The 17340-nt window shown below is 64.4% G+C and carries 14 protein-coding genes; 13 read left to right on the forward strand and 1 reads right to left on the reverse strand.

All coding sequences use genetic code 11. The features are described from left to right. The first annotated feature begins 96 nt into the window (after window positions 1-96). The 11 genes from FNU76_RS03040 (at window position 97) to FNU76_RS03095 (ending at window position 11954) form a co-directional block, all read left to right on the forward strand. Entirely contained in the window at window positions 97-1290 is a 1194-nt protein-coding gene (locus FNU76_RS03040) for a type II secretion system F family protein (protein ID WP_143856337.1), read from the forward strand. Then, the gene (locus FNU76_RS03045) at window positions 1287-2978 is read left to right on the forward strand and encodes a GspE/PulE family protein (protein ID WP_143856338.1); all 1692 of its coding nucleotides are present in this window, start codon (window positions 1287-1289) and stop codon (window positions 2976-2978) included. Before FNU76_RS03040 ends, FNU76_RS03045 begins: the two co-directional genes overlap by 4 nt. Continuing rightward, entirely contained in the window at window positions 2959-3747 is a 789-nt protein-coding gene (locus FNU76_RS03050; protein ID WP_143856339.1) for a hypothetical protein, read from the forward strand. Before FNU76_RS03045 ends, FNU76_RS03050 begins: the two co-directional genes overlap by 20 nt. A 1-nt stretch (window position 3748) precedes the next feature. Beyond that, a complete protein-coding gene (locus FNU76_RS03055; protein WP_143856340.1) occupies window positions 3749-4327 on the forward strand; it encodes a PilN family protein in 579 nt (192 codons plus the stop codon). Continuing rightward, window positions 4324-4878 carry a hypothetical protein gene (locus FNU76_RS03060; protein WP_143856341.1) on the forward strand — a complete coding sequence of 185 codons (555 nt, stop codon included), beginning with the start codon at window positions 4324-4326 and terminating at the stop codon, window positions 4876-4878. The genes FNU76_RS03055 and FNU76_RS03060 overlap by 4 nt, the downstream gene beginning before the upstream one ends. After that, window positions 4875-5414, forward strand: a complete 540-nt coding sequence (locus FNU76_RS03065; RefSeq protein ID WP_143856342.1) for a hypothetical protein — start codon at window positions 4875-4877, stop codon at window positions 5412-5414. Before FNU76_RS03060 ends, FNU76_RS03065 begins: the two co-directional genes overlap by 4 nt. Further along, a complete protein-coding gene (locus FNU76_RS03070; protein WP_143856343.1) occupies window positions 5411-7345 on the forward strand; it encodes a secretin GspD/PilQ domain-containing protein in 1935 nt (644 codons plus the stop codon). The genes FNU76_RS03065 and FNU76_RS03070 overlap by 4 nt, the downstream gene beginning before the upstream one ends. Beyond that, entirely contained in the window at window positions 7342-7833 is a 492-nt protein-coding gene (locus tag FNU76_RS03075; protein WP_143856344.1) for a type II secretion system protein, read from the forward strand. The genes FNU76_RS03070 and FNU76_RS03075 overlap by 4 nt, the downstream gene beginning before the upstream one ends. A gap of 4 nt (window positions 7834-7837) precedes the next feature. Further along, entirely contained in the window at window positions 7838-8227 is a 390-nt protein-coding gene (locus tag FNU76_RS03080) for a type II secretion system protein (RefSeq protein ID WP_143856345.1), read from the forward strand. Then, entirely contained in the window at window positions 8214-8699 is a 486-nt protein-coding gene (locus FNU76_RS03085; RefSeq protein ID WP_143856346.1) for a type II secretion system protein, read from the forward strand. The genes FNU76_RS03080 and FNU76_RS03085 overlap by 14 nt, the downstream gene beginning before the upstream one ends. 303 nt (window positions 8700-9002) lie before the next feature. After that, the gene (locus FNU76_RS03095; RefSeq protein ID WP_179958325.1) at window positions 9003-11954 is read left to right on the forward strand and encodes an ImpA family metalloprotease; all 2952 of its coding nucleotides are present in this window, start codon (window positions 9003-9005) and stop codon (window positions 11952-11954) included. 80 nt (window positions 11955-12034) lie between these two features. Here the strand turns inward: FNU76_RS03095 and FNU76_RS03100 are convergent, their stop codons facing one another. Continuing rightward, window positions 12035-13537 carry an AMP nucleosidase gene (locus FNU76_RS03100; protein ID WP_308418601.1) on the reverse strand — a complete coding sequence of 501 codons (1503 nt, stop codon included), beginning with the start codon at window positions 13535-13537 and terminating at the stop codon, window positions 12035-12037. 305 nt (window positions 13538-13842) lie between these two features. Here FNU76_RS03100 and FNU76_RS03105 point away from each other — a divergent pair, with 305 nt between their 5' ends. After that, entirely contained in the window at window positions 13843-14595 is a 753-nt protein-coding gene (locus FNU76_RS03105; protein WP_143856348.1) for a substrate-binding periplasmic protein, read from the forward strand. A gap of 84 nt (window positions 14596-14679) precedes the next feature. After that, window positions 14680-17232 (forward strand): diguanylate cyclase domain-containing protein, encoded by a 2553-nt coding sequence (locus FNU76_RS03110; protein WP_143856349.1) that lies wholly within the window; start codon window positions 14680-14682, stop codon window positions 17230-17232. Window positions 17233-17340: the final 108 nt, after the last annotated feature.

Consider the following 17340-nt stretch of genomic DNA (forward strand, 5'->3'; position numbering starts at 1 on the left):
GCCCGTGCTGATTCGCCTCCCCCATCCGCTCGCCGTGCCCGCCACGCCGGCTAGCCGCGTGCGGCGCCCGCGCCCCGTCGGGGAGCGCCGCTAGCCATGTCGCAATCCTTTCGCGTCAACGCCATCGATACCGAACGCCGCTTGATCAGCCTGACCATCAGCGCCGACTCGCCGGAACAGGCCCGTGCCCAGGTGCAGGCCCAAGGTATGAAGGTGGTGGGCGTGAAAGCCGCAGCAGCCGGCGGCTGGTCACTGCAGCGCAAGCCCCGCTTCGACCTGTTGCTGTTCACCCAGGAGTTGGTGGCGCTGCTGGAAGCCGGCCTGTCCTTGACCGAATGCATCGAGACCCTGGCCGAAAAGGAAATCCGCCCGGCCGTCCGGGTCGTGCTGGATGAACTGATCCTGGCCCTGCGCCAGGGCAAGACATTGTCGCAGGCCATGTCGGCGCGGCCGGCGGTGTTTCCGGAATTGCTGGTGGCCAATGTGCGCGCCAGCGAGACCAGCGGCGATATGGATCGCGCGCTGGGCCGCTTTATCGCCTACCAGCAACAGATCGACGCGCTGAAGAAGCGCATGGTCGGCGCCGCCATCTACCCCGCCATGCTGATGGTGGTGGGCGGCGGCGTTTGCCTCTTCCTGCTGGGCTACCTGGTACCCAAGTTCAGCCGCATCTACGAAGGCATGCACACCGAACTGCCGCTGATGTCGCGCCTGCTGCTGGCCTTCGGCGGCATGATCGAGCAGCATCGCCTGGCCGCCGCGCTGTGCCTGCTGGGCACCGTGGCCGCCGTGGTCTGGCTGGCCGCCCAGCCCTCGGTGCGCGCCGCCATGATGGCGCGCGCCTGGCGCAGCCCCTGGCTGGGCGAGCGCTTGCGCTTGTTCCAGTTGGCCCGCTTTTATCGCGCCGCCGGCATGCTGCAATGCGGCGGCATTCCGGTGGTCACCGCCTATGAACGCGTTGCCGGCCTGCTGCACCCGGTATTGCGCGGCCCCTTGCTGCAGGTGGTCGCCGCCTTGCGCCAGGGCCAACCGCTGGCCGACACCATGCAGCGCGCCGGCCTGACCACCCCGGTCGCCTTGCGGCTGCTGCGCGTCGGCGAAAAGAGCGGACAATTGGGCGAAATGATGGAACGCATCGCCAGTTTCCATGACGACGAGCTGAGCCGCTTCGTCGATGCCGCCACCAAATTGATCGAGCCTTTGCTGATGATGCTGATGGGTGGCTTTATCGGCTTGATCGTGGTGTTGATGTATTTGCCCATCTTCGATTTGGCCGGGGGCTTGAAATGAACGCGCGCGTCAATTCTTCGGTACTGCGGGCCAAGCTCAGCCAGGCGGAACTGGCGCGGGCGCGCGAGGCGGCCGAAACCGGCGGCATTCCGCTGCTGGAAGCCCTGGCGACCGATTCGCAATCCAGCCGCGAAGCCATGCTGGCGGCGCTGTCGGCCACCCTCCGCATTCCACAGGTCCCCCCGGCCAAGCTGGCCGGCCTCAATCCCGATTTCAGTCGGCTGTCCTTCACCGAATGCCAGAGCCGGCTTTGCCTGCCCATCCGCCACAAGGACCGCGTGGTCGCGGTGGTGGCCGACCCCTTGCAACCGGGCCTGCTGCATTGGCTGGAACACAAGCTGGACGGCGTCTACCAGCTGGCGCTGTGCGACGACCGCGAACTGAGCGCCCGCTTCGCCGCGCTGGAAGAAGGCCGCCGCGCCATCGACGGCATGGTGCCGCAGGCACAGGGCAACCGCCGTGGCGAGACGGTGGAAATCATTACCCTGGCCCGTATCGCCGAGGAAAGCAGCCAGCCGGTCAAGCTGGTCAATTCCACCCTGTACGACGCCCTCAAGAGCGGCGCCAGCGATATCCATATCGAAAGCGACAATGAAGGCCTGGTCATCAAGTACCGCATCGACGGCGTGCTGGGTGAAGGCAAGCGGGTCAACGGCGTGGAACTGGCCGAGCAGACCATCTCGCGCCTCAAGGTCATGAGCGAGCTGGATATCGCCGAACGGCGGGTGCCTCAGGATGGCCGCTTCAAGGCCATGATCCTGGACCGCGAAGTGGACTTCCGCGTTTCCATCATGCCCAGCATGCATGGCGAGGATGCCGTGCTGCGGGTATTGGACAAGCAGGCCATCACCAGCCAGATGGCCGGTCTCAGCCTGGAAAGCCTGGGCCTGGACCCTGCCACCCGCGCCATCATCCGCGAACTGGCGGCCGAGCCCTACGGCATGCTGCTGGTCACCGGCCCGACCGGTTCCGGCAAAACCACCACCCTCTATGCCGCGCTCAGTGAAATCAACGACGGCAGCGACAAGATCATTACCATTGAAGACCCGGTCGAGTACCAACTGCCGGGCATCCTGCAAATTCCGGTGAACGAGAAAAAAGGCCTGACCTTCTCGCGCGGCTTGCGTTCCATCCTGCGGCACGACCCCGACAAGATCATGGTCGGTGAAATCCGCGACCCGGATACCGCCCAGATCGCCGTGCAAGCCGCCTTGACCGGCCACTTGGTGCTCTCCACCGTCCATGCCAACTCGGTGTTCGACGTGATCAGCCGCTTCCTGCATATGGAAGTGGACCCCTACAGCCTGGTATCGGCACTCAACGGCGTGCTGGGCCAGCGGCTGGTCCGCCGGGTCTGCCCGCACTGCGCCGTGCCGGAACGGCCCAGCCCGGCCCTGCTGCTCGCCTCGCGCATCCGGCCCGATACCCTCAAGCACTTCAAATTCCAGATCGGCCGTGGCTGCGCCCGCTGCCGCCAGACCGGCTACCTCGGCCGCGTCGCGATCGCCGAGGTGCTGCGCCTGAACGATCCGCTGCGCGAACTGATCCTGCGCCGCGCGCCCATGAGCGAGCTGAAAGAAACCGCCCGCCGCTACGGCACCCGTCCGCTGCGCGAAGTGGCCCTGGCCGCCGTCGCGCGCGGTGAAACCACTCTGCAGGAAATCAACCGTGTTTCCTTTGTCCGCTGAACGCGTGGTCGTGGCCGTCCTGGCCGACAGCCTGCAAGCCGTGCGCCTGAAAGGGCAACGGCGGCTGGCCAGCGCCCGCTTTACCCTGCGCCTGGCCGATGGCGCCCTGCTGCTGGACGAGTTGGCCGCCTGGCTGATCGGCGCCGGCGCCGGTGCGCGCAAACTGGAAGTGGTGTTATCCAACGCCTGGGTCCGCTATGCCGTCCTGCCCTGGCATGCCACCCTGGCCGACGACAGCCTGTGCCAGGACTACGCCCGCACCCTGCTGGCCGAACAGTACGGCGAAGCAGCCAACGGCTGGACCTTGACGCTATCGCCGCTGGCCCCGGGCAGCAACCGGGTGGTCAGTGCCATCGACACGCGCTGGCTGGCTTCCTTCGCGGAGCTGGCCGGCCAGCAACGCCTCAAGCTGAGCAGCGTGCGGCCCATGCTGGCCAGCGTATACAACCAGCTGTCCAGCAAACTGCCGGCCGAATCGCTGCTGGCCGTGGTGGAACCACAGCGGCTCTGCCTGCTGCAGCTAAAGGGCGGCGATTGGGTCAACCTGTACAATCGCATGCTGACCGAGCCGTGGGAGCGACGCCTGCCGGGCTTGATCGCCCAGGCCAGCGCCAGCCTCGATGCGCTGGACACCCCCGTTTTCATTGTCGCGCCCAGCCGCGACCGGCCGGACCTGGGGCGCTTGTCCGCCACCTGGTTGCGGCTACCGGCCCGGACCGGATTCGATCCACGTTTAGACCAGGAATGGGCGTTCTGCCTCGGATGTTGAAATGCGTAAGGTAGAACTCGATTTTATCCGCCAGCCCGGCGGCCATCCGCTCGTGAGCGGCCTGGTTGCCGCCTTGGGCCTGGCTGCGGTGTTGGCCGCCAGCTGGCATCTTGCCGATCTCGATGCGCAGTTGGCCCGCGCCGACGGCCAGCGCTGGCGCCAGGATGCCGGCCAAACCACCGGCAAGGGCGACCCGCAGGCCGAGCAGCGCGCCCGCGAGCTGGCCGGCCAGTTCGGCCGCCCGTGGGAAGCCTTGTTCCTGCAATTGGAAAAGACCGATGTGACCGGCGTACAGCTCTCGCAGGTACTGCCGCAGGCCAGCGAAAGCCTGGATGATGGTCAACGCCGCGTATTGCTGGGCGGCGAGGCGGAAGAAACCAGCCAGTTGTACGATTATCTGCGCCGCTTGCGCGACCAATCCGGCCTGCAGCAGGTACACCTGCTGCAACAGCGCTGGGACGAAGATGCCGAGTTGATCCGCTTCCAGGTCGCCGCGCAATGGGCCGGCCCGCAGCCGGGCCAGGCACTGCCGGTTGCACCGGCCGCGGCCACGGCGGCGCCGAGTGGAGCCCGGCCATGAACGCGACTGCACTTTACCCCTGGGTACGCTGGGCCTGGCAGCGTCTGGGCAGTGCCGGCCGGCTCGGCATCTGGCTGTTGCTGGGCGCCCTGGTCTTATGGCTGGTGCAACTGCGGCCGCGCGAAGACCGGCTGCGCACGCTACAGGAACAGGAACGCACTGCACGGCAAATGCAGGCCGCGCAGCCGACCAAGGTCGATGCGCTGGGCACCTTCTATCGCCACTTCCCGGCCTTCTCCACCCTGCCGGACCAGTTGGCCGCCATCGACAATGCCGCCACTTCGGCCGATATGGCCGTGCGCGAATCGGAATACCGGCTACAGCAGGTCACCGGCCTGCCGCTGCTGCGCTATCAGGTCAGCCTGCCCATGGACGGTGACTATCCTTCCTTGCGTACCTTCCTGAAAACGGTGCTGGACCATTCGCCCAATGCCGTACTGGACGAGGTACGCTTCGACCGGGACGAGGCCAGCGACGTGGTCACGGCACGGCTGCGCTTCAGCTTCTATTACCGCGACGACCGCCAAGCCGCCCCGGGAGCCAAGCCATGAACAAGCGCAGCAAACCCCTCTGGTTCATGGCCTTGGCCGTGGTAGCCGGTCTGGCCTGGTGGTCCAGCCGCCTGGAGCAGGACGGCGGGGACATTGAATTGCAAACTCCCGCGACCGCCGGCGCGCCGGCCGATGACGCAGTTGCTGGCCAGGCGGACAAGACCGCCGCGGCGGACGACTGGTTCTCGCGCCTGGGGCGCGACAGTGCCCAGGCGCCGGTGGGCGACCCGTTCCACTCGGCCAAACCCAATGCCGCCCAGACCAGCTCAGCGGAGACCGCGCCACCGCCTCCGCCACCACCTCCTCAGCCCAGTGCGCCCGCCGAAACCACCCTGCCCTTCCAGTATCTGGGCAAGCTGGAGCGCAACGGCCGCCTGGACGTCTATCTCGACCTGCAAGGCAGCCCACTGGTCGCCCACCTGGGCGACACCCTGCCGCAAGGCTGGCGCCTGGAACGACTGGACGGCGCCGGTCTCACCTTTACCCACCTGGGCACGCAACAAAGCCGGGTGCTGTCCCTTGGAGCAAACCCATGAAATACCCCCTCTCCAGCCTGGTCGCGCTGGCCCTGCTGGGCGGCTGCGCCAGCGATCAGGCGGCGCTCAGCCATGCCAAGCAATTGCTCAACGAAGGACGCACCGATGAAGGCGCCGCCGAGCTGGAACAGCTGGTGCGCACCTATCCGGAAAACAGCGCCATCCGCGCCACCTGGGCCCGCACCCGTGAACAACAGGCCGACCGCCTGGCGCGCGACGGCGATACCTTGCGCCTGAATCAGCAGTTCGAGGAAGCACAGTCCCGCTACCAAGCCGCCTTGCTGGCCCTGCCCAACCATCCGCGTGCCCGCGACGGCCTGGCCCGGCTGGCCAAGGATGAGCAGCAGGCCGGCCGCGTCAACGAAGCGGCCCGCGCCATCGCCGACAAGGACGATGCCGGCGCCCGCACCCTGCTGAAGGGCGTATTGGCGGACAACCCGCGCCATGCCCGTGCCAAGAAGCTGCTGGCCGAGCTGGAAAGCAAGCGGCTGCGCCAGGACAACACCCCGGCCGGCGCAAACTCGCCGCTCAACACCCCGGTCACGCTGGAATTCCGCAACGCGCCGCTGTCGTCCATCTTCGATATGCTGAGCCAAAGTACCGGCGTCAACTTTGTGTTCGACCGCGAAGCGCAATTGGATGGCCGCACCACCATCATGGTGCGCGACACCCCGTTGAACGATGCGCTCAATGTGCTGCTGGCCGGCAATCAGCTGTCCAAACGCCTGTTGAACGACCATACGGTGATGATCTATCCGGCGAACGCCAATCGCCAGAAGGATATCGACCCGCTGCACGTCAAGACCTTCTATCTGGGCAATATCGAAGCCAAGTCCGCCCTGGCCCTGATCAAGACCATCGTCAAGACCCGCGATATCTATATCGACGAGAAGCTCAACACCCTGGTCATGCGCGACAGCCCGGAAGCCATCGCGATCGCCGAAAAACTGCTGGCTTCGCAGGACCTGGCCGATCCGGAAGTGGTACTGGACGTGGAAGTCATGGAGATTTCCAGCGAGAAGCTGGCCAATCTGGGCATGCAGCTGCCCGACCGGGTGTCGCTATCGGTGCCGACCAGCTTCGACGGCAGCAGCCTCAGCCTGGGCGAGCTGCGCGCGCTGGGCAAGGACGGCCTGCGCGTCGGCATCTCCGACCCCGCGCTTATCCTGAATCTCAAACATACCGACGGCGCCGCCAACACGCTGGCCAACCCGCGCATCCGGGTCAAGAACCGCGAAAAAGCCAAGATCCAGATCGGCGACCGCGTCCCGGTGATCACCACCACCACCAATCCGACTTCCGGCTCGGTGGCCGAATCGATCAATTACCTGGACGTGGGCCTGCTGCTGGACGTCGAACCGCAGGTCTATCCCGATAATGAGGTCGGCATCCGCCTCAATCTGGAAGTCAGCAATATCGTCAAGGAAGTGCCCAGCAAGTCCGGCCTGCTGACCTACCAGATCGGCACCCGCCGCGCCAATACGGTCCTGCGGCTCAAGGACGGCGAAACCCAGGTGCTGGCCGGCCTGATCAAGCGCGAGGAGATCGAATCGGCCGCCCGCGTGCCCGGCCTCGGCCAATTGCCGCTATTGGGCAAGATCTTCTCCTCGGAAAAGAACCAATACAACCGCTCGGAACTGGTTCTGCTGATCACGCCGCGCATCGTGCGCAACCTGGAGACGCCGGATAGCGAGCTGACCCAGTTCGCCAGCGGCACCGAAAACAGCGTCGGCGCCGACCCGCTGCAATTGCCAAGCCGTGGCGCCAAGATCAGTGTGCCCGCCGCCAACGGCGGCCAAGCCGTCCCACCGCCACCGGGTACCGTGCCGCAGGGCGTGCAGGTCGAACCGATGCGGCCGCCGCTGCCGCCGCCCCCTCCTCCACCGCCGCCACCTAGCGGCGTCCAGGGCCAGGGTGGCACCCGGCCATGACCTGGGCGCGCGGCGTTCGCCGGCACGCCGGCTTCACCTTGATCGAGCTGCTGGTCACCTTGACCCTGCTGGCCATCCTGGCAACCGCCGCGATGCCGCTGACGCAGCTCAATGCCCGCCGCAACAAGGAGCAGGAACTGAAGCTGGCGCTGCGGGAGATCCGCAGCGCGCTGGACGAATACAAACGCGCCGGTGACGATGGCCGGATCGAGAAGGTGGCCAACGGCAACGGCTACCCACGCAATCTGCAACAACTGGTCGATGGCGTGGAAGACCGCAAGTCGGCCGAGAAGCGGCGTATCTTCTTTCTGCGCCGCATTCCGCGCGACCCGTTCTTTCCGGATGCCAGCGCGTCGGCCGCCGCCACCTGGGGCTACCGCAGCTACCAGAGCCCGGCCGATGCTCCCCGCGAGGGTGATGATGTCTACGATGTTTACCCGCTCAGCCCGGAAACCGGCCTGAACGGCCGGCCCTACCGAGAATGGTAAGCGCATGAAGCAAGCCCGCTCCCCTCGTCCGAACGGTTTCACGCTGATCGAGCTGCTGGTGGCCATGGCCATCATCGCCATCCTGCTGACCCTGGTTACTCCGCGCTACTACGGCAGCGTGGACCGTGCCCGCGAAACCGTGCTGCGCGACGATCTGTCCACCCTGCGCCGGGTCATCGACCAATTCCACGGCGACCGCGCCCGCTATCCGAACAGCCTGGACGAGCTGGTCGAGATGCGCTATTTGCGTGAAGTCCCGCTCGATCCCCTTACCGAACGGCGCGACAGCTGGCGGGTGGTCGCCCCCGGCGCCGACGCCAAGGGCAATGTCGCCGACGTGAAGAGCGGCGCGCCCGGCAAAGCGGCCGACGGCAGCAACTATGCCGACTGGTAAGCAACGCCAGGCTGGGCTGGCCTACTTCTGGCTGATGGGTGTCTTACTGATCATGGGCCTGCTGCTGGGCAAGGCGGTGGAAGTCAGCGCCACCCAGGCGGAGCGGCAGCGCGAAGCAGAATTGCTGTACGTCGGCGGCCTCTACCGCGACGCCATTCGCCATTACGTGGAAATGCCCGGCGGCAACGGCCGTTACCCGGGCAGGCTGGAGGATCTGCTGATGGATCCGCGCTTCCTGCAGCCCGTCCGCCATCTGCGTCAGCTCTATATCGACCCGGAAACCGGGCAACGCGACTGGGCCGTGATCAATGCGCCCGGCGGCGGTGTGATGGGCGTGCACTCGATTTCCACGCGCATGCCACATAAGCAGGATGATTTCAGTGAGGCGAATGCGGAGTTCGTCAAAAAGCCGAGCTTGTCGGAATGGGTTTTCGTTCACCAGCCCGGCACGCCGAGTTCGACGGTGAAATAGGATCGCCGGACCCGTGCTGCATATCTCGGCAGAACTGACGGCCCACTGACCGCGCCGCTGCTTCGAACCTTCGTTTCGTTCCTGCACTTCCAAGCAGTTGCAGCTTCATTGGCTGCCGGTCCGTCAACTTTCAGATCACTAATGGCTCCCCTACGCCGGCGACCAGCTTCGCAATTAAGCCACATCGGAACATGCAATTGGCATGATGCGCTTCGCTGCTGTGACAAAGTTTGCTAATATTCCCTCGTCATAGCACTGCCTCGCCTTATCTTGCCCGCCACGCCTTACGTTCCGGAAGCATCCATGCCTGTACGCCCCTCATTCTTGCGCAAGACCCTCGTCATGGCCTTGCTGCCTTCGCTGCTGCTGACCGCATGCGGTGGTGGCGGCGGTGACAGTGATAAACCCGACCAGACCGGTGGCACGAACCCGACTGTTCCGCCGACCGTTCCGCCGACCGTCCCGCCGACCGTCCCGCCGACCGTTCCACCGACCGTTCCACCGACCGTTCCACCGACCGTTCCACCGACCGTTCCACCGACCGTTCCACCGACCGTTCCACCGACCGTTCCGCCGGTCGAAGACGCCCTGGCAGCCGCCATGCGCGCCGGCGATATCAAGCTTCTCAGCGACGGCAGCGTATTGCCGAAGGCCATCAAGCAACAGATCGGCCAGCGCAATGCCGAGCACACCGACCTGCTGCAACAGATCTGGGCCAACGACAGCATCGTCTACAACCCAACCGGCAATTCCCAACTGCTTACCCCGATCAGCAACCGGGATTCGGCGCGTATGTTCCCCCTGCTGGTCGGCAGTGGCGGCCAGACCTTGGCTGCCGCCGGCCGGGTCGAGCAAAGCCGGGTCGCCGCCATCGGCAGCAATCTGCTCGGCAATCTGCAAGCAGGCAGCGCGCCGTCCATGCAGTCGCCCAGCCGTCGTCTGCTGGCCTGGCTGCTGCTGGGCAAGCAAGCGGACATCGGCAGCGCTCGCAGCATCAGCCTGTTGCGCTACAGCAATGGCGAGCAGGCCGCACTGAAGCTGTGGTTCAAGAGCCAGTATCCCAACTGGACCGTCACCAGCTGCAACGACGATAGCCAGCTCACGGCCTGCGGTCAGGCCAGCCAGCTATTGCTGGTCGGCAGCCAGGCGGCCTCGCCGGACAACGGCAACACCGTGCTGTCGGCCTACCTGAAGCAGGCGCTGGCCGCGGGCAAGCCGCTGCTGTATCAACACACCGGCAGCTGGGGCGACGGCGGTTTTCCGCAAGCCGCCGGTCTGCTGGGTTTGGCCCCCCTGCCCTATGCCGGCAACTATTTCGCCAAGGACAGCGCCAACTGGAGCAACCTGGCCGCCATGCAGGCGGCGCAGGGCGCCAAGCTGCAACCGCAGCAAGCGCTGACGCGGCTGGTGGATCACCTGAGCAAAGGGGATTACACCTTCAACTGGAGCCAGTGCGGCGACGATGACAAACGTTGCGGTGGCGCCGGCGGGATAGACCAGGAGTTCTACCAGGGCGCCGAGCAGGTCAAGAATTGGATCAGTGCATTGGAGCAAGCCGGCCAGCCGGTGTTCGCCGCGGACAGTCCTGCCCTGCTCAAGCAGCTGGTGCTACTGGGCGACCAGTATCGGCGCAGCGTACGCTACCCCATGAGCAAGGAGGGCACGCCCACCGCGCAATTCATGCAAGCCCTCTACGCCGACCATGCCCTGGCCAGCCTGCGCACCGTGACGCCGGCTTTGGATCTGCGCGGCAGCAGCTTTAGCCCGGCGTTGGCCGACGCAGTCCCGGCCGCCGAAGTCAGCCGCAGCTTCACCAGCCGCAATGTGGAATTCAGCACCAGCGCGGCCGTCTATGCGCTACCGGGTCGTAGCTTCACTGTCAGCCGGCAGGATCGTGGCGGCGGCAAGGCCTGGGTATTCGTCAACCAGCTGCGCATGGGCGCCGCGCATGTATTCGGCAGCAAATACGACCGGCCGATGTATCTGTGGGGCAATGCCATCCCGCTGGTCTCCGGCCAGACCGTCACCGTTACCCATCCCTATGGTGGCTTGGTCTACGTGAAGCTGGACAACGCCACGCCCGCCACCAATATTGACCTGAAGTTCAATGGGGTGGGTCAACAGGCTGTCTATAGCGGCCCGGATAGCGCCGCCACCTTTGCCGCCAACGTCAAGAGCAACCCGCTGGGCTGGTCCGAAATCCTCACGCCGGGTTTCGAGGTCCACTCCACCAGCGACAAGATGCGCCAATCGATCAAGGACTACGGCGACGATATCAATCGTCTGGTGAGCGATACCTGGACCTATCTCTACAAAGACATCTACAACCTGGCCGCCTTCAATGGCCGCGACCTGGCCCTGCCCGCCAGCGTGGCCGATTTCTGCCGGCAAAAAGGCTGGGATTGCGGCAGCAACGCCATCCATGGCCTCAACGGCGTGCAGCATTTCAATACCGACCAAGCCAACTGCGGCTATATGTGCTCGGGCCAGCCGATTGATAGCTACGGTTCCTACCACCCGCTGGGCTGGGGCGAGTCGCACGAGATCGGCCACAATCTGCAATACGGCCGTTTCAAGCTGTATGGCGGCCAGTCGGGCGAGATATCCAACAATATCTTCCCGGTACACAAGTGGCTGCACTACAACCGCGACAACCCGAACGCCACGCAATACGGCCGCGACCTCGCCCAGAAGGCCACGTTCGAGCTATTGCAAAACGCGCAGAAGCAGCCGGCCGGCAACGTCGCCGATTACGTCAAGAATGGTTTGTGGTTCAACGAGAATCTGTTCTGGGGCCGCCTGATGTTCTATTGGCAGGCCGCCCTGAACAGCCGCGCCCTGCCGGGCATCGGCGACGAAGGCTGGGACCTCTACCGCCTGCTGTACCTGCAGGAGCGCCTGTTCCAGAATGCGCTCAAGAGCGATGCCGACTGGAGCGCGGAACGGGCCAAGCTGGGCTACTCCCACGCAGCCTATGCCAGCCGTAGCGCGGTCCAGAATATCGTGGCGGAGGACTTCATGCTGATCGGCATGTCCTATATCACCCAACGCGACCAGCGCGATTTCTTCGATATGTGGGGGATACGCTATAGCGCCAACGCCGCCAGCCAGGTGGCCAGCTATGGCTATGCCGCCGCGCCCAAGCGCTTCTGGGTGGTGCCCTGCGAATCCAAGGGCTTCAAGGCCCCGCTCGCCACGCCGTTCGCCGTCGATGGCAAGACCGCATGGCCCGCTGCTGGGAACTGTCCGGCTTAAGGCCTGCGTCCTGTGGTCCCGGCAAATACCGGGACCATCGCGCGGCGGCGGCGGCAGCCACCGTCGCGCCTACTTCTTCTTTACTGGAACGCCACCTCGGCGAAACTGCGCAGTTTGCGGCTATGCAGCTGGTCCACGCCGCGCAGCATTTCCATGGCGCGGATACCGATGCGCAAATGCTGGTCCACCCGTTCGCGGTAAAACTGATTGGCCATGCCCGGTAATTTGATTTCGCCGTGCAAGGGCTTGTCGCTGACGCACAGCAGGGTGCCGTAGGGCACGCGGAAGCGGAAACCATTGGCGGCGATGGTGGCGCTTTCCATATCCAGCGCCACCGCCCGGCTCTGGCTGAAACGGCGCTGCGGCTGATTGTCCGGCAACAGCTCCCAATTGCGGTTGTCGGTGCTGGCCACGGTGCCGGTGCGCATGATGCGCTTCAGTTCGGCGCCTTCCGTCTCGGTAATCAGCGATACGGCCGCCTCCAGCGCCTGCTGGATTTCCGCCAGCGCCGGGATCGGCACCCACAGGGGCAGGTCTTCATCCAGCACATGGTCTTCCCGCACATAGCCGTGGGCCAGCACGTAGTCGCCCAATTGCTGGGTGGTACGCAAGCCGGCACAGTGGCCCAGCATGATCCAGGCATGCGGACGCAGTACCGCGATATGGTCGGTAATGGTCTTGGCGTTGGCCGGGCCCACGCCGATATTCACCATGCTGATGCCGCTGCGATCGGCCCGGACCAGGTGGTAGCCGGGCATTTGCGGCAGGCGGGGCAGCGCCTTGCCCAGCAGGTCGGTGGCCTCGGCATCGAGACCACGGCGGCGGGTGACGACATTGCCCGGCTCGACAAAGGCGATGTACTCGCTGTCGGGATCGTTCATCGTCTCGTGGCCCAGTCGAACAAATTCATCGATATAGAACTGGTAGTTGGTAAACAACACGAAATTCTGGAAATGCTCCGGCGTCGTACCGGAGTAGTGGCGCAAGCGGTGCAGCGAATAGTCCACCCGTGGCGCGGTAAACAAGGACAAGGGGCGCGGCTCGCCGGCACGCGGTTCGTAGGTGCCATTGGCGATGCCGTCGTCCATGGCGCCCAGGTCGGGCAGGTCGAACACGTCGCGCATCAATTGGCGTCGTTCGGCGCTCAGGCTGCCCTCGATATGGTCATGCTCGGCAAAGGAAAAGTGCACCGGGATCGGCTGGGTGCTGGTACCGACTTCCAGCTCCACCTGGTGGTTCTGCAGCAGATAGGTGAATTGTTCGAGGTAGTACTCGGTATAGAGGTCGGGACGCGTCAACGTCGTTTCGAAGCGGCCCGGACCGGCCACGAAGCCGTAGCTGAGATGCGCGCTTTCGGTGGCGTTCTGGCGTGCCACCGTGTCGGTCTGCACCCGCACGAAGGGGTAGCAGGCCCGGACATGGCCGGGCAAGGTCTCGCCGGCGACAAAGCGCTGCATGGCGTCGCGCAGGTGCGCCACGCTGGATTCGTAGATCTCGCGTACTTTGTCCAGGGCGGCAGCGGCGTCGGTATGGCGGGAGGGGGCGATAAAGCTGGGGAGGTAGAGCATCGCGCTATTCTTCATATGTTGTCGCGTCCGTATTGGAGGTGGGCGGCGGCTGGGCCGGCATGGCCCGAGAATACATATTCATTTTTCTTCAATCAATATTTAAGACACATCCCGGAAGCTATCCCACTGGCAAGGGTGAAACAGCCGGGAAGGCAGGCGAATATCATTCAAGTTTGCTGATAAATATTGCACCCCCAATCCCCGCCATGACGCCTTGCGGACCCAAAGGCTGGTTTCTACACTGCGTGTAACAAATCGCCGGGCCGGCGGCTATTTCTCACGACGTCCGCAAGGGCGACACCTGGAACAAGAGCCATGACATGAAGTGGAAAGCGTATGGCTTAGCACTCTGCCTCGCGCTCGATGCGGCAGCAGCGGAATCCATCACCATTGGGGCGGAGGACGACTGGTATCCTTATTCTGGCTTGGTGAACGGCGAGCTGAAGGGGCTTACCGTCGAACTGGTGCGCGAAGCCTTCAGTGCGGTCGGCATCACGGTCAAATACGACGTGATGCCCTATGCCCGCTGTATGGCGCTGACCAGGGAAGGCGCCCTGGTCGCTTGTTTCGACACCCTGCGCCACCCCGGGATCGAGGCGGACTATCGCTGGCATGCCTTGCCTATGTTCCACGTCCAGTACCAGATCTACGCCCGGGCCGATTCGGTGGAGCACGATCTTCGCCCCACCGACCTGGAAGGCCGCGATGTGGCGGTAACCAACGGCTACGAGTACGGCCCCGACTTCGATACCAACAAGAAGATCTTGCGCACCTTCACCCTGCGCGACGAAAACAATTTCCGCATGCTGATCGCCGGGCGGGTGCGCTACACGGTGGCGATGGATCTCAATACCCGCGCCTTGATCAAGAAACGGCCGGGTGAATTCGCCGGCAAATTCAAGATCGTCGGCCAGGTCGCACCGGCCGGCGTCTACACCGCGTTCTCCAAACGTCACCCGGCCGCGGCACAAGCCATGGAACGCTTTGACCAGGGCATGGCCATCATCCGCAAGAACGGCCGCTACAAAACCATCGAGGATAACTGGAGCCGACGCCTCACCCAGACCAAGTAAGCGTCGGCCCATCGTCTACCCCTGCCATGCCGGACCCGTCATCGTCGCGCTCGGCCCTGCGCCATCGAGGAAGCATCGCCGGATATGCACAATTGCTTACGCACCGGATTCACGCTTGGCTTCGTCGTCCTGCTGGTGGGCGCGGCGCTGCCGTTCTCGCTTTCCTTCCAGGTGGCTGCCCGGCACGAGGCCGCAACGGCCGAGGAAAGGACGCTGGACCAGCTGGATGCCTTGCTGTCTGCCTACAAGGATGCGGAAACCGGCGAACGGGGCTATATGTTGGCCGGTCAAGAAGCCTATCTGACCCCCTATCGGCGCGGCCAGGACGATATCCGGGCGCTGCTGCCTCCGCTGCGCGACAAGCTGGCGCGAGTGTCCGCCCAACGGCAATCCTTCTCCCGGCTGCTGGCGCTGGATGCGCAATTTGCCCGCTACCAGGCGGAGCGGATCGCAGCACGCCGACGCGACGACCAAGCCGGCGGAGAGCACACCGATCATGGCAAGCGCCTGATGGATGGCATCCGTGTGGAGGTTGCCGGCCTGCAGGCGCATGTGAAAGCGCGACTGCGGAACCTCTCGGCCGGCGCCCGGCAGCTGGATGAGTGGAACCGGCGCGCCATCGTCATCGTCACCTTGATCGATCTGCTGCTGTTCGGCGCCGTCTATGTATTCGCCCTGCGCAGCCTGCGTACCCAGCAAGAAAACGGTGAAGCCTTGCAGGCCGCCAACAGCCATCTCTTGCGCGAGGGCGAGCGGCGCCACGCCGATGCCCAGCAGATGGAGCGACATGCCCAGCGGCTGACCCAAATCATCGCTACCCAATCCGAGTTGGCGCAATCAGCCATGGATATGACGCATTTCCTGGATGTGGTGGTACAGCGCATGCTGGTGCTCACGCCGGCCAGCGGCGCCGTGGTGGAGATGGTGGAAGGCGATGAAATGGTCTATCGGGCCGGCAGCGGCACGGTGGCTGAATTTGTCGGCCTGCGCCTGCAACGAGGCAGCAGCCTGTCGGGCCTATGCGTGCGGGCGGGGACGGTCATCGTTTCGGCCGATTGCGCCAACGACGAACGGGTGGACCAGGTCGCCCGCCGCAAGGTGGGCGCCGGTTCCATGGTGGTGGCGCCGCTGTTCCGGGCCGGCGAGGCGGTCGGCGTGGTCAAGGTGATCGCCCCCACCGCGCACGGCTTCGATGGCAACGATATCCAGACCCTGCAATTGATGGCCGGCATGCTGGGTGCGGCACTCGGCAACCAGCTGCAGTTTCAGCGCAATGACGCGCTGTTGACCGAACGCACCCAAACGCTCGCGGCACTGGAACGAGAGCTGTTGCGTCGCGAGAAATACGAAATCGAGCTACAGCGAGGCCGAGAGCGAATCCAGTCCATCATCGCCGCTTCGCACGAGGCCTTTATCTGCATAGACAGCGCCGGCCTGGTCACCGATTGGAATGCCCGGGCGGTCAGCATCTTCGGCTGGGAACAGGCCGAAGTCATGGGCCAGCCGCTGGAGCAATTGATCATTCCGGAGACCCTGCGGGAAAAGCACCGGCAAGGCATTGCACACTTCCTCGCCACCGGCGAAGGCCCGGTATTGAACCGGCGCATTGAGCTACCCGCCCGTCGTCGCGACGGCAGCGAGATTCCGGTGGAACTGACCATCACCGTGCTGCGGAAGGAAGGCGCGGTGGAGTTCCCCTGTTTTCTGCACGATATCAGCGAGCGCAAACATAGCGAGGCCCTGCTGCTCAAACAGCAGGAAACGCTGCGTTCCATTTCCGACAATCTCCCCGCGCTGGTGGGGTTCGTCGATAGCGAGGAGCGTTTCCAGTACTGCAATCGCCAGTTCCAGGCCATGCTGGGTTTGGACGTGCTGGGGATGACGCTGGAGCAGGCCATGGGCAAGGAATTCCATACAGCCATCGCGCCCTTGATCACCGCTGCCCTGCAAGGTGAACCCGCCCGCAGCGACAGCGCCATGATGACCCTGCAGGGCATGCGCGATTTCGAAGGGCGTTTTATCCCGCAGACCGATATCGGCGGCAACGTTGTCGGCTTCCATATCATTGCCTGGGATATTACCGAGCGTAAGCAGCGCGAACGTGAATGGCAGTCGCGCGCTTCGGTGGACGCGCTGACCGGCCTGCTGAATCGGGCCTTCTTTCTGGAAGCCCTGGAATTGGCGCTGCGGCGCCATCGCCGCACGGGCGAAGCACTCGCCGTGCTCTACCTGGATATCGACCACTTCAAGCAGATCAACGATCAACACGGCCATGCCGCCGGCGACGCCGTACTGCAGGCCTTTGCCGGCTATCTCAAGGGAGCCTTGCGCGAGTCCGATATCGTGGGCCGTTTTGGCGGCGACGAGTTTTGCGTGGCACTCGACAATGTCCAATCTCCGGACAACGCCGCTGCCGTGGCGGAAAAAATCCTGGCGGCCGCGCAGCAGCCGGTGCTGTTCCAGGGCACCAGCCTGAGCATCTCGACCAGCATAGGCATCGCCTTCGTCGATATGCCTGCCCTACGGGCCGAGCACCTGATCCCGATGGCCGACGCCGCGCTGTATCGCGCCAAGCAGGCGGGGCGTAATCGCTACAGCCTTGATGTGGTTCCGCCTGCCAGTATGGTGTTCGAGTAGATCCAGCACGGCAGTCGCTGAATAGCGCCATAGGCCCTGCCTAAAAAACAGGCACGCCATGGGAATACCAGGGCGAACAGGAACTTTGCGAACTTGCTCTCGAGTTAT

Origin of the sequence: Chitinimonas arctica (assembly GCF_007431345.1) — a bacterium.
In the GTDB taxonomy this organism is placed as follows: domain Bacteria; phylum Pseudomonadota; class Gammaproteobacteria; order Burkholderiales; family Chitinimonadaceae; genus Chitinimonas; species Chitinimonas arctica.